Raw genomic sequence first — 12,957 nt, forward strand, 5'->3', positions numbered from 1 at the left:
AGGTCTTCCCCACGGAGCACCCGAAACGTCTGGTGGACTCGCCAGAGACCTGATGCTTTGGCCTTGAACTGCACCGGCACGGATTCTCAACAGCGGGTTTCGCGTCTCCGACGACACGATCCGATAACACGCCGGCCATTCGTCGGGAACCCTTGACGGTCACCGCGTGGAGGACTAGTTTCCGCAGTAAATCTGAAACGATTCATGAAATAGGCGCCGGTAATGGGACCCATTTCCGGGCAACGTTCGCCCAGGCCGGTGTGCCACGGCCCCGTACGAGGTGCCGGACAACGCGGCGTAGGTCCAGGAGTTCACCGGCGTCGCGCCCGATGTGTCGCCGCACGTCCAGGAAGCCACGGGCCGGCCGTGCGTACCGGCGCGGAGGCGCCCCGCGTCGAGATGGGCCGGAACAGACCCAACCTGCCCCGCCACACGACACCTTGGGGCCAAGGCGACGCGGACGCGCGGACCGCCCGGGCGTAGGCTCCGCTCAGCATGAACGCGGCGGGGGGGGCGGGGCACATGACGGATGCGTCAGCACAGCGGTGGGGGTCGACCCTCGATTCGGTCGTGGTGTACGCGCAGGGCGCGGTCTGCCGACGTCTGGCCCGGGGCAGCGTGCCGCCTGACGGGCGGGTGCGGGTGACGGGACTGCCCCGCACGCTGGACCCTGGCTCGCTGCGGGCCCGCGTCCTGGGCACCCCCGGGATGCGCGTCACCGAGGCCCGGGTGGACGTCGAGGCCGAGCCGCTCGGCGCGGGCACGCCCGACGGGTTGCGGCGCGAGGTCGAGCGGCTGAGCGACGCGTACGCGGCGGCGCAGGGACGCCTGGACCGGCAGCTGAGCCGGATCGAGGAGGTCAGGGCTCTCCACCCGGTCCCCCCTGCCCGCAAGTGCGAGGACCCGCACCGCCGGACTCCGGTCGACGCGTGGCTGGAGCTCGCCGACTTCGTCGACGAGCGGCTGACGGGACTGCACCACCGCCTCGTCGAACTGGAGGAGGCGCTGCGCGACGCCGAGCACGAGCTCACCGTCGCAGCCGACAGGTTTGCCCGCGCCTCCACGGACGCGCCGTCGGCGCACGTGGAGACCACCGTCTGCGCGGTCCTGACCCTGGACTGCACCGGTGACGCGCAGGTGGAGCTGGAGTACGGAGTGCCCGGCGCCGTCTGGGCACCGTCGTACCGGCTCACCTACCGTCAGGGTGACGGCAGCGGCCACCTGGTGCTGCGCGCCTCGGTCGCCCAGCGGACCGGCGAGGACTGGACCGGCGTGCGCATCGCACTGGCCACCGCCGATCTTCGGCGCCGCACCGACCTGCCGAGGCTCCGCTCGATCCGGATCGGACGCGGCCAGCCCGCCCCCGCGCCTTCCGGCTGGCGCGAGCCCCCGGCCGGGCTCGCCCACCTGTTCTCCGGGTACGACACGGCGGCCCCTGGCCCAGCCACGACCGCCGCACCCGCGGGCGTCCGGGCCGGCTCCGTGTCCGTGGCCGCCGCGGGCGGCTACGCGCCCGCTCCCGTCCCGCCACCGTCCACGGCGCCGCAGAGCTACGGCGGTCCGCCGGCCGCCATCCCGGTGCCCGGCGGCGCACATCCGGCCGCGTCGCGACCGGGCGACAGACCGCGTGCCGGCAGCATGGCCTTCACAGGTGCTCCCGCCGCCATGGCCCCCGCGCCTCCTGGCCGGGCTGCGCCGCCGCCCCCTCCGGCACCGGTGGCCGGTCCGCCACCCCCTCCGGCACCGGTGGCAGGTCCACCGCACCCGAGCGGCGCCGAGCTCGACTACACCGCCCTCGTCCTGTGCGGCCCCGACGAGCAGGGCGGTCGCAGAGGCCGGCTGTTTCCCGGCTCTCCCTTCGACCCGGTGGCAGCCGAGCACCGCCGCCGTGCCGAAGCGGTGGCCGTGCTGCCGCTGCCTGGACAGGCCGTGCGGCCCCGCGAGTCTGCCGGTTCCTTCGACCACCGCTTCGATGCCACCGCCCGCGCCGATGTTCCGTCGGACGGCGCCTGGCACACCGTCACCGTCGGCGAGATCCCCGTCGGCCTGCGTACCGAGTACCTGTGCGTGCCGTCCGTGGAGCAGAGGGTGTACGCGACGTTGGTGCTCTCCAACGCCACTGACCAGGCCTTGCTGGCCGGCCCGGTGGAGGTCACCGTCGACGACGACTTCCTGCTGACCGCCGCGATGCCCACGCTCGCACCTGGTGGTGTCCGCCGGGTGGGGCTCGGGCCGGCCGAGGGCATCCGGGTCACACGCCGTACGAACCTGCACGAGTCGACAGCCGGCCTGCGCAACACCACCACCGTGCTCGACCACCGCGTCCACGTGGAGCTGGCCAACCAGTTGGCGAGGCCCGTCACCGTGGAGGTCCGCGAACGGGTGCCGGTCACCTCCGATCCGGACGTCCGGATCGAGGAACGGGCCGACTGGGCGACCCCAGAGGAAGGCACGGGGCCCGATCGACATGCGCCGGGCACCCGCGTCTGGCGCACGGACCTGCCCGCAGGGGCCACTGCCGCGCTCGACGGTGGCTACGAAATCCGCATCCCGGCCGGCAAAGCCCTGGTCGGCGGCAACCGCAGGAGCTGACACACGCCATGTCCGGGGCCCCGAAGCCGATCGCCCTCCCCGTCACCGCCGTCACATGCCTGGAGGATCGCGCCCACATCGAGCGCACCGTCGTGCTCGACCTGGAGGCCGGGGTCCAGCGGCTGCGTCTCGGGCCGGTCAGTGCGCTGGCCGTCGACCGGACCCTCCACGCCGAGCTGACCGCCGATCACCCCGCGACCGTGCTCGACGTGCGGATCGTCCGCAGCTGGACACCACGCGGGCCGCTGACGTCCCCGGACGACGACTCCGCCCTTCGCCACCGCGTACGTACTCTCGAAGAGGAACAACTGGCCCTGGAGCAGCGCCGCGACCGGCTGCAGGCCCGCCTGGAGCTTCTCGGCCGCCTCGCCGCCGATCTGCTGCGGGACATCCGCGAAGGCGCCGGCTCCGGGGAGACCGAACGGCCCCGCTGGGCCCGCGAGCTGGACCGGGTCGACGACGAGCGCGACGCGCAGGGCGAGCGACTCCGCACCGTGGAGGCCCGGCTGGCCACCCTCGCCGTCGAACTCGGGGACTCCCAGCGGGTCATGCATCTCTCCGAGGAGGAGCCGGCCGAGCTCGTCGGCCACATCGAGCTGACCGTGCAGGCCGCGGCCGGTGGACCGGTCGGGCTGCGCCTGAGCCACCTCACCCCGTGTGCACTGTGGCGGCCCGCCTACCGGGCCGTGCTCGACGGGGACTCCCTGACACTGGAGTCCGACGCGGTGGTCTGGCAGCGCACCGGTGAGGACTGGTCGGACGTACGGCTGACCCTGTCGACGGCCCGCTCGGCGCTGGCCACCGATCCGCCACAGCTGGGCGAGGACCGGCTGACGCTCAGGGACCGCTCCGCAGCGGAGCGCCGCACGGTCGACGTCGAACTGCGCGAGGAGGAGATCGGGGACCTCGGCCCGGCCCCGGTGCTCGGCCTGCCGGGGGTGGACGACGGTGGCGAGGCGCGGGTGCTGAGATCCCCCGCGCCGGTCTCGGTGCCCGGTGACGGTCGCGCCCACCGCGTGCCGCTCTCCGCGTTCACCACGGCCGCGACCAGTGAGTACGCCTGCTCACCGGAGTTGTCCCCCCTGGTCACCCAGGTGGTGCGGTTCGACAACCTGTCCGGCCACGCGCTGCTCGCCGGACCCGTCGACCTGATCCGCGGCAGCGGATTCAGCGGGCGCGGCACGCTCGGCTTCACCGCCCCCGGCGCCCCCGTCGAGCTGGCCTTCGGCAGCTGCGACGACTACCGGGTGGTCCGGCATGCGGAGGAGTCCCGCGAGACCGCCGGTATCACCCAGCGGACCGTGGTCACGCGCACGGTCCGGTTGCACCTGTCCCGCTTCTCCGCTCCCGGGGAGCACGGCGAGCGGGTGGTCGTCCTTCGGGAGCGGATCCCGGTCTCCGAGGTCTCGGCGGTGGAGACACGCCTGCACAAGGGTTCATGCTCCCCGGCGCCCGACGTGGTCGACACCGAGGGCATCGCCCGCTGGGACGTCACCCTCCCGCCCGGCAGCCGCCGCACGGTCACCCTGGTCTACGAACTGTCGGCGAGCGCCAAGGTCACCGGGCTCTGAGTTCGGTGGGCCGCCGCTCGCCCCCGGCGGGCCTTCGTACCCATGCGGCAGCAACACATCCTGCTCGGTGTCCCAATCACGTCACAGAGCGGAATGCCGGGAAGATGCGCAGGTCAAAGGTGGCTTTCCACGTCCGGGGACGGGTGGGGACGGATGGCGTGTCCTGCGCCGTCGTTCCCCGGCCCCACAGGTTGCCGGGGCCGGTGCCGGGGTAGTGGGGCCACGTCGGTGCGCTACCGGCGCGCCACGCCGAGGGGCCGACCGAAGGAGAGTCCGTGCTGCCGGGTGTGACGGACGTACGGGTGAGGCTGGCGAAACCTGGGGAATAAGCGACGACAGACGAAGGGAGGGTTGCCATGGATGGCAGAGATCTAGAGCTTGGCGAGCTTCTGGCCGCAGCGGAGTCCGCGCCGCCCGGGGAGTCCGTCGGCGTAGTCGCGCACGACCTGCGCAAGCGCTTCGGGGCGGAATGTGTGTCGTTTCTGTTCGTCGATCTCATGGAGCAGCGGCTGCTGCGCCTGACATCGCCCGCCGAGGGCGACATGGCGGACGCCGCGGAACCAATCGACTTGCAGGGCAGCATCTACGACACGGTCCTCCGCAACCAGCGCCAGCACGTGGAACCGGATGGTCAGGGCGGACGGCGCGTGATCTCGCCTGTGAGCAATCGCGGCGACTGCATCGGTTTGCTGGAGGTGACACTGCAGTACGCCGATGACGCCGTGCTCGGACAGATCAGCAACGCGGCCCACGCGCTGGCGTACATCATCGTCACGGACCGCCGCTTCACCGACCTGTACCACGCCGGCCGACGCACCACTCGGACCAGCCTGGCCGCCGAGATCCAGCATCAGCTGCTCCCTTCGGCCTCCTGCTGCGAGGCTCCCCAGTTCACCCTCGCCGCAGGGCTTGTCCCGGCCGACGACATCGGCGGCGACACCTACGACTACACCCTCGATCGGGACACGCTGCACCTCTCCATCACCGATGCCATGGGCCACGACACCGACTCCGCCCTGCTGGCCACGTTGGTTACGGGTGCGTTGCGCGGAGCCCGCCGCACAGGCTGCGACGCGCTCCATCAGGCCCGTCGCGCTCATGAGGCCCTGTTGAGCCACAGTCGTGGGCTGGCCACCGGACAACTGCTGTGCATCCGTCTCGAGACGGGCACCTGCGAACTGGTCAACGCAGGACATCCGTGGCCGCTACGCCTGCGGAGCGGTGCTACCGAGGCCGAGGAGGTCCCGCTCGCCGTGAACCTGCCGTTCGGCGTCGCAGCGCCCACCTCCTACCAGCTCCAGGAGCTTCAGTTGCACCCCGGTGACCGCCTGGTCCTGCTCACTGACGGCATGCAGGACCGCGGTGCCGCAGCTGTCGACCTGGCCTCTCTCGTGGGCGACACCCGCGCCTCGCATCCCAGGGAGGCCGTCCGCACCCTGACCACAGCGGTACTGGATGCCTGCCGGGGCAACCTCAAGGACGACGCCACCGTCCTCATCCTGGACTGGCACGGTACCGAACAGTTCGCTCCGCGAGGCGCGCGCGCAGCGCGGTGAACTCCTCCGACTTCGTCATGCCCAGCATCTTGAGCATGACCTGGCCCGAGACGTTCCGGCCAGGTCATGCAGACCGGTGCGGCTACTGCCCGGAGAGCTGCCTTGGCGCTCCTGCCGGACCACCGGCTGCAGGACCTCTCCACACCATTCGCGGAACGTCGTCGGGCTCGCAGGCTGAAGGATGCGCTGCATGCCGTCATCGAGGGACCTCCCCCGCCCCCGTCCACGAACGGTGGACCAGCAGGCAGACGGCGACGACGTCCCGGGTGCGGTCCGTCGGCTTGTCGGGCGGTCGTCCCGGTCCTGGCTGCCAAGCGCCCTTTCGGGCATCTGGAGCGTTCACACACGGCCAGAGGAGCACTCCGGCCGCGCCATAGCAGCGAGGGTTTCCAACAGCACATCGGCCACCAGCTTCTCGACCACAGCGGTACCGTGCTCCGCCATGACTTCGGCCAACTCGGTCTCCCACGGCGCTTCGGTGACCGTCCGGGCTGCGGACCGTGAAGGTTGCGCTCCCGGACCGGCGATGACAGGGACTACGGCTGCGGTGCTAGGACCTGTTCTGAGTCCGGATCACGGGGGCGGTCGGCAGTCGCCGGCATACCCAACAACTTGTCAGACACCGCTGCTACGTTGACGCGAGGATCTTGCTTCGACGTCTGGAGAGGGCGTATGTACGACGAACGGCTCGCCGAGTTCTCCTGCGACCGACTGGACGGCCGTCCAATACCCGACGATCTGCGCGTGCTGCTGGTGGCGCAGTGGGAAGGCCGCACCGACTTCACCCATCTTCTCGACCTCGACTTCTTCGAGGCGGGAGAGGTCCACCCGCTCCTGGACACCAGCTATCTGAGCGAAATAGAACTCGCGGACCCGGAGATGCAGGCCGTCAACGCCGCAGCCGCGGAGATGGCCAAGTACGTCAAACTCGTGGCGAAGGGCGGAAAGGGGTGGATCGGCTACTGGCTGCACCCCGACGAACCCGCGGACCGCGCCTGGCACCTCATAGAGCTGGACACCGAGTTCACCTTCTGGGGCCTGGTCGGCCTCACCCTGACCGAGGGATCCGCAGCCGAGCAGGCAAGCTACCAGGACGAGCCCGATGAGCGCATCGCGTTCACACAACTGGCCGCCGAACTCGCCGAGCTTGGCCTACCGCTAAGCACCCAGGACTACGACGCCCTCGATGACACCAAGTACATGGTGCACCCGGAAAAACTCATGGAGGAGCTGACCGAAGCCGAACGCGAGAAGCGCGGTCTTCGCTGAGCGGGGAGACACCAGCGCCCCGGGTGCCGCAACGGGAGGTGGTTGCCATATTGGCTGCCGCCGGTCATGAGATATCTCGTTCGTCGGTCGAGCGGGCGATGCGAAGACGTGGCCTGAGGCGTGTTCAGAGTCGTAATCACGTGGCGGGGTGAAGGCTACGCAACCAGATGACCGCGCCGCGCAGCTCAAGCCCCGCCATGTAGCTGTCGGGCCTCTTGTCGAAACGTGTGGCCAGCCCCCTCCAGTCCTTGATCTTGTTGATGCACCGCTCCACAGTGTTGCGCTCCTTATACAACTCGGCGTCGTGCGAGACCGGGCGCCCGCCCCTCGCGCCCTTCTTCTTCCGATTGATCGCCTGGTCCGCCTTCTCCGGGATCACAGCCTTGATCTTCCGCCTCCGCAGGTGAGCGCGGTTGGCGCGGGCGGAGTACGCCTTGTCGCCGGCTACGGCGCCAGGTCGGCTGCGCGGACGTCCGACCGGCCCGCGCACCCGCACCCCGGCCAGCACGGCGGAAAACTGCGGGCTGTCGGCAGCCTGTCCGGCGGTGACCACGAACGACAGCGGACGGCAGCGCCGGTCGGCCGACAGGTGAACCTTGCAGGTCAGACCGCCGCGGGAGCGGCCCAGGGCTGCCGCCTTCAACCGCGCCCGACGTCGGCGCCGCTGTCGGCGGCGCTCCTCGCGCCCCGGATCGGGCTCCGCTTCCTCGGCCGCGACCTGCCGCTTGCGCCGCTTTCGTTCCTTTCGCGGTCCTTCCTTTTCGGCCTCGGCGGCCTTCTCCAGGGCGGACAGGACCTCCTCGTCCACGACCATGCCGACCGCGTCGTGGTGGGCGCGGGCGGTGGTGGAGTCCACGCTGACCAGGGACAAGTCCGCCTGCCCGCGGCGGGCGGCCTCGGCGATCACAGCCTCCATCACGGCGGCGAACACCCCGGCGTCCCGCCACTGGGCGAACCGGTCGTAGACCGTGGACCAAGAGCCGAACGCCTCCGGCACGTCCCGCCACGGGCTGCCGGTGCGAAACCGCCAGATGACCCCCTCCAGCTGGTCGCGCAGGCACTCCGGATAGGGCCGTACTGCCCGATCGGCAGGTGAGGGCAGATCAACTCCCAGGCATAGTCGCTCAGTTCGCGTCGCGGCACACAGGCGTTCTATCAGTTCGATCGCGGTCGCCGGAAGCGATCAACTGAACCAAGATCACGACTCCGCACAGGCCCTAGGGCGATCAGGGGCCTCAGGCCGTCGGACGAGCCGGAAAGGCGTGTGCGGTAGGCGCACCCGCCGCGCGCAGGGAGACTTCGTGAGGTTCGTATTCCAGGCCCTGTACGACGAGGCTCGCGGCTGCGGCGAAGTCGCCCTGCTCGGCACGCACGTCCGCTAGGCCCACGTAGAGGGACCCGTTGGCGGAGTCCAGGAGCAAGGCGCATTCGAAGGCCGCAGCAGCCTGATCCAGGTCGCCCATCACGCGCCAGGTGGCCGCTCGTGCGACTGTGGTCCACATGACCCGATCGACGGCGTCGGCGCGGTCGCACAGAGCGAAGGACAGTTCGCGCCGGCCGCAGGCCCGCGGCAGCCGCGACTGCGGCCAGTGACTCCGGTGCGGGAACCCGTGACCGAACCAAGCTCCATCACCGCGTCGTCCATGTCCCCTTCAAGGAACAAGAAGAAGGAGTACGCCTGCGCCAGCACAGCGCACAAGGAGCCCTCCTCTTCGAGGCTCTCCTTCAGTTCCGGGCGTCGGTCCTGCCACAACTCGGCGAGGGCCGCACGGGATTCCGGAGCCGCCGGTGCCGAGGCTATTGACCCCACCAGAAGCTCCACGGCGCCCACCGGGCTTCCGCGGCAGTGCGCCAGCCTCGATACTTTGGTGGGCCATCAACGTATCGGCATTCACACAGGTCAAAGCATCGGTGATGCTGGTTGCCAGGCGTTGCAGCAATGTTGGCCTGTGTTGAGACCTTGCCGGGCCCTGGTGCGCGGGGTGGCGGCCGGGCAGGCTAGTTTGCTCGGATGAGTCTCCTTGATGATGTGGCCGAGCGCGACGGCTGGCGGTGCTGGGTGTGTGACGAAGCGGTCGACCCCGACGAGTCGGTGAACGACCCGCGGGGGCCCAGCGTCGACAGCCGGACTGCCGACCGGAAGGCCAAGGTCGCCGAGCGGCTCGCGCACCGCGGATGCAACACCCGCAAGGGCGCGGTCAAGGTGGTCATCGCCTGGCCGGACCACCTGTACGTGGTCGAACCCGCGCCGCTGATCACCGTTGCCGGGAGACTGGAGCGCAAGGGGGGCCGTGAGATGGTGGGCCGTTGTCCGACCAGGCGGGACGCCCAAGAGGCGGCGGATTGGCTGGTGGACCGGTTCTCCCGACTGGTACCGGGGCTGCCGGTGACCGCCGACATCGAGCCGGGCGGCGGCCAGTTCCTCGTCATCCTGGCCACCGGCCGTCGCTGACCATCACCAGCGCACACTCGCGTCGAGCTGAACCGTCGGCCCACACCGACCTGTCCTGGCAATCTGTCCTTACGTGGGAGCGGCAGGGCCCCAGCCCCTCAGGAGCGCCAGGTTCAGGCCGAGCCGGTCAAGCCGGGCCTACTCCGGCGGGCCCGCCCACCACCGTGAGCAGGTCCACGACGAAGATCAGCGTCGAGCCCGCCGGGATCAACGGAGAGGGTGACTGCCTGCCGTAACCGAGACGCGGGGGAACGATGATCTCGCGCCGGCCGCCGACCTTCATTCCCCTTACCCCCCGGTCCCAGCCCTTGATGACCTTGCCACCGCCCACGGCGAACTTGAACGGCCGGTCCCGCTCCCAGGAGGAGTCGAACTCCCTTCCGGACGCGAACGTGACCCCTACATAGTGGACCTGGACGACCCTGCCCGGCTGCGCCTCGGGTCCATCCCCAACCACGAGGTCCCGGATCGTCAACTCGGTGGTCGCGACACCCTCCGGAACCTCGATTCTGGGCTTCGTCAGTTCGCTCATCACGATCCAATCGCTCGCCACCGGAATCCCTCGCACGGGCCGACCGGACACATGGACATTCCATGCGGCAGGCGATCACGCTACGGCAATGCCCGTGCTCCAAGGTGCACCCCGGGCCCCGGAGGCGGGTCAAGGACCGGTCGATGCGCGCCCCGGAGTGACCGCGTAGGCACCTGCCCGCCGGACGTAATCCAAACGGACATCGTCCACGTGCGGCGGAGTGCAGGCGGTGTCCACTACAGGGAAATGGCCATAGCAAGGCAGGCTCATCAGCTGACTGTCAGGAAGAACTTCCCGACCTCGAGGAGTTCCATGTCGTCAGTGGACCGCACTCCGTTCGATCTTGAGACATATGAGAGCAGGGCGCGTCTCGGGCCGTCTTTCGTCTGCGAGTTATTCAAGGGAGACCCTGACTACACAAATGAGTCGGTCTACGAGGACGCTGACCAGGGCGCGTTTATGCATCGGTGGCGCCGGGCTCGCTTTCGTAGGCTGTGCACTGGTCCTGCGGCTGCTGTCGTTGATCCTCGCGGACCGCACCGGGACCGCCGCGTACCCCATGTGGTGCGTCATCGGGAACAGGTGCACGGCGCGTAAGGGAGTCTCCCCCACCCTCGAAGTGGAGTGAAGCTCAGTGGCCGGCGGACCGGTGGGCATCCGTGCGCGCTACTCAGTCGGTGCGGCCGGACTTCCCCTCTACAGTCCCACCGAAGCGACTCACTGACCGAGAAAGCTCAACCACACCTGGCAGTCCGCATTATCGACGTTCGTGTCCACCAACTTCCGTTGAGGAAACCGTCAGGGTTGCCACCGAATACCCCGAGCATCTTCTTCCTTACAAGGCGTCCTGCTCGGGGGCCCTCACTCGGTCGCCTTCGGGCATCGCGGCCCTCACCAGCTCCGCGGAGCGGATGGTGCGGGTGCCCCGCGAGACCCTCAGCCGCACCTGTGCGCCGGTCGCGATGTCATGCGAGGCCGCGGGCAGCGCCCAGGCGGTGGTCAGGTCCGTGTTCCCTTCGTCCAGGGCCAGGAACCGGGCCACCTCCTTGCCCTTGCGCGACTCCATCCGCAGCACCTCACCGGTGATCGTGTCGGGCTCCCGCCGCTCCATGCAGGCGAGTGCCAGGAAGTACGCCGCCAGCGCGCCGAATGCCGCGATCGCCGCCAACTCGACGAGCAAAGGCCCCTCGTGGGCCGCCGCATCTCTGAACCAGCCGTGGCTGCCGCTCGCGAAGTTGCCGGGCATCATCGCCAGGAACGCCACGAGCGGCGTCCAGCGGCTGAACTTGCCGGCCACCACAAGGCCGAGCAACGCACTGCCCACCCAGCCGGCGCTCAGCACCAGTCCCGGCCGGCGCAGCGAGCCGCCGCTGTGCGCGTCGACCGCTACCGCCCAGTCGGGCTGCCGCAGCATCGCGAAGGCGCAGAGCCCCACCGCGACCACGCCCGCCGCGGCCGCGAACTGCAGCAGCCGGCTCGTCGAGCCGCCGAAACCGGGGCGCAGCCGCGGGTAGCGGATACGCACCGGGCGCCAGGTCCCTCCGTACGAGGACCAGACGCGTCGCCGGTCGCCGGAGTCGAAGCCAAGAAGCCGGCCGGTCCGGATGGTGACGCCGAGCGCGGTCCCGTACGGGAGATAGCGGTCCCAGACCGTCACGGATGCGGGCGGCAGCTGAGCGAAGTCCTCGTGCGCCGTCAGCCAGGCTCGTAGTCCGGCCCAATGTCCGGCGCGTTCAAGGCCCTTCGGTGTCGCCCGCTCGCCCAGCGACCTGCCGAGCAGGAAGGCCAGCGCGGCCCCCGGGGCCACACCGACACAGAGCGCGGCGCGCACGCTGTGCCCTCCCATGACCGCGGCCACGGCGAACAGCGCACCGGGTATGAAGGCGCCGATCAGCAAAGCACTGCCGAGCAACGGCGCGAACCGGTACCGGGACAGGCCGCGCAGCCGGGCCTCACCGATGATCTCCCGGCGCAGCGCCGTGTTCCAGGAGGCGGCGCGCTTGTCGTCGCGGAAGGCGATCGCCCCGATGGGTGCACTGCCGTTCGCCGCGCTGGCGTTGACGCGGTCCAGTACCCGCTGCTCGAACGGCAGCAGCCCCGGTGCCGCCCGGCCGGCCTCGGTGAGGTGAACGGTGCTGCGGGCCGGGTCGTCGCCCGGCTGTCGCAGTTCGAGGAGTCCACGGGCCGCGAGATCCAGCAGGGTGGCCGCGGCGGCATGTTCCACGCCCCGCCAGTGATTGCCGAGCAGGCTGACCACGCCTGGCGGTTCGGGGTCGGCCCCGAACTCCTGGGTCGCGGGCCCCGGCGTGACCACGCCATTCCGGGTGGCGACCAGCGCAAGCCCGAAGGCGACGAGCCAGAGCGCGATCAGGCCGGCGCCGCCCCAATAGAGCTGTTCGGTGAGCGTCACGCGAATCTCACCTGGACGGCATCCTGCGCCACGGCAGCGGCCTCGAAGTACTCCCGCCGCCCATGCGCGCCGCCCAGCCCCGCCACGACGTTCCCCGGGAAGCTCTCGAGGGCGGTGTGGTAGCTCTGCACGGCGCTGTTGTAGAACTGCCGCGCGTACGCGATCTTGTCCTCCGCGGACCTCAACTCGGCCTGCACCGTACTGAAGTGCTGATCCGCTTTGAGCTCCGGATAGCTCTCCCCGAGCGCGAACAGCCTCCCCAGCGTCGCGGTGAGCGCGTCCTCGGCAGCGGCCCGGTCCGTAACCCCGAGCCCGCCGCTTACGGCCGCGCCTCGTGCTGCGGTGACCGCTTCGAAGGTGCCGCGCTCGTGAGCGGCGTAGCCGCGCGCCCCCTCAACGAGATTCGGTATCAGCTCATGCCGCCGCTTCAACTGCACATCGATCTGCGCCCACGAAGCCTGCGTCTGATTCCGCAGCCGAACGAGCCGGTTGTAGGTCCGAACAACCCACCACCCGCCCACGACGACGAACACCGCAACAATTGAACCCACGATGACACCCACGGCGTCGCCCCC

The 12,957-nt window shown here is 70.1% G+C and carries 9 protein-coding genes and 1 pseudogene; 5 read left to right on the forward strand and 5 right to left on the reverse strand.

What is annotated here, in order from left to right; translation table 11 throughout:
- Nucleotides 1-522 precede the first annotated feature (522 nt).
- From ACFWSK_RS16195 to ACFWSK_RS16210, 4 genes are all read left to right on the forward strand, one after another.
- Nucleotides 523-2,592, forward strand: coding sequence for a DUF4139 domain-containing protein (locus ACFWSK_RS16195; protein ID WP_383785822.1), 2,070 nt, complete (start codon nt 523-525; stop codon nt 2,590-2,592).
- Nucleotides 2,593-2,600: 8 nt separating this feature from the next.
- A complete protein-coding gene (locus ACFWSK_RS16200; RefSeq protein WP_383785824.1) occupies nt 2,601-4,163 on the forward strand; it encodes a DUF4139 domain-containing protein in 1,563 nt (520 codons plus the stop codon).
- A 356-nt stretch (nt 4,164-4,519) separates the two neighbouring features.
- On the forward strand, nt 4,520-5,719 hold the full coding sequence (locus tag ACFWSK_RS16205) for a PP2C family protein-serine/threonine phosphatase (protein ID WP_383785827.1): 1,200 nt from the start codon (nt 4,520-4,522) through the stop codon (nt 5,717-5,719).
- Between the two features lie 672 nt (nt 5,720-6,391).
- The gene (locus tag ACFWSK_RS16210; RefSeq protein WP_383785830.1) at nt 6,392-6,988 is read left to right on the forward strand and encodes a hypothetical protein; all 597 of its coding nucleotides are present in this window, start codon (nt 6,392-6,394) and stop codon (nt 6,986-6,988) included.
- Between the two features lie 136 nt (nt 6,989-7,124).
- Here ACFWSK_RS16210 and ACFWSK_RS16215 read toward each other — a convergent pair.
- Together ACFWSK_RS16215 and ACFWSK_RS16220 are read right to left on the reverse strand one after the other, a co-directional pair.
- Nucleotides 7,125-8,131, reverse strand: a pseudogene (locus ACFWSK_RS16215) (IS5 family transposase).
- A gap of 92 nt (nt 8,132-8,223) precedes the next feature.
- Nucleotides 8,224-8,490: a tetratricopeptide repeat protein gene (locus ACFWSK_RS16220; RefSeq protein WP_383785832.1), complete on the reverse strand. Its 267-nt coding sequence runs from the start codon at nt 8,488-8,490 to the stop codon at nt 8,224-8,226.
- A gap of 509 nt (nt 8,491-8,999) precedes the next feature.
- Between ACFWSK_RS16220 and ACFWSK_RS16225 the strand changes: the two genes are divergently transcribed.
- The gene (locus ACFWSK_RS16225; protein ID WP_383785834.1) at nt 9,000-9,440 is read left to right on the forward strand and encodes a hypothetical protein; all 441 of its coding nucleotides are present in this window, start codon (nt 9,000-9,002) and stop codon (nt 9,438-9,440) included.
- Between the two features lie 127 nt (nt 9,441-9,567).
- Here ACFWSK_RS16225 and ACFWSK_RS16230 read toward each other — a convergent pair whose 3' ends face one another.
- The 3 genes from ACFWSK_RS16230 to ACFWSK_RS16240 form a co-directional block, all read right to left on the reverse strand.
- The gene (locus tag ACFWSK_RS16230; RefSeq protein WP_383786155.1) at nt 9,568-9,972 is read right to left on the reverse strand and encodes an FKBP-type peptidyl-prolyl cis-trans isomerase; all 405 of its coding nucleotides are present in this window, start codon (nt 9,970-9,972) and stop codon (nt 9,568-9,570) included.
- An 835-nt stretch (nt 9,973-10,807) separates the two neighbouring features.
- The gene (locus tag ACFWSK_RS16235; RefSeq protein WP_383785837.1) at nt 10,808-12,382 is read right to left on the reverse strand and encodes a DUF2207 family protein; all 1,575 of its coding nucleotides are present in this window, start codon (nt 12,380-12,382) and stop codon (nt 10,808-10,810) included.
- Nucleotides 12,379-12,915, reverse strand: a complete 537-nt coding sequence (locus ACFWSK_RS16240) for a LemA family protein (protein ID WP_383785840.1) — start codon at nt 12,913-12,915, stop codon at nt 12,379-12,381. Before ACFWSK_RS16240 ends, ACFWSK_RS16235 begins: the two co-directional genes overlap by 4 nt.
- Nucleotides 12,916-12,957 lie beyond the last annotated feature (42 nt).

Origin of the sequence: Streptomyces sp. NPDC058620 (assembly GCF_042717135.1) — a bacterium.
GTDB lineage: Bacteria > Actinomycetota > Actinomycetes > Streptomycetales > Streptomycetaceae > Streptomyces.

Bases quoted from the DNA above. Each gene is read 5' to 3' on its own strand.
- ACFWSK_RS16195 (WP_383785822.1), top strand. From the start codon at position 523: ATGACGGATGCGTCAGCACAGCGGTGGGGGTCGACCCTCGATTCGGTC.
- ACFWSK_RS16200 (WP_383785824.1), top strand. From the start codon at position 2,601: ATGTCCGGGGCCCCGAAGCCGATCGCCCTCCCCGTCACCGCCGTCACA.
- ACFWSK_RS16205 (WP_383785827.1), top strand. From the start codon at position 4,520: ATGGATGGCAGAGATCTAGAGCTTGGCGAGCTTCTGGCCGCAGCGGAG.
- ACFWSK_RS16210 (WP_383785830.1), top strand. From the start codon at position 6,392: ATGTACGACGAACGGCTCGCCGAGTTCTCCTGCGACCGACTGGACGGC.
- ACFWSK_RS16220 (WP_383785832.1), bottom strand. From the start codon at position 8,490: ATGTGGACCACAGTCGCACGAGCGGCCACCTGGCGCGTGATGGGCGAC.
- ACFWSK_RS16225 (WP_383785834.1), top strand. From the start codon at position 9,000: ATGAGTCTCCTTGATGATGTGGCCGAGCGCGACGGCTGGCGGTGCTGG.
- ACFWSK_RS16230 (WP_383786155.1), bottom strand. From the start codon at position 9,972: ATGAGCGAACTGACGAAGCCCAGAATCGAGGTTCCGGAGGGTGTCGCG.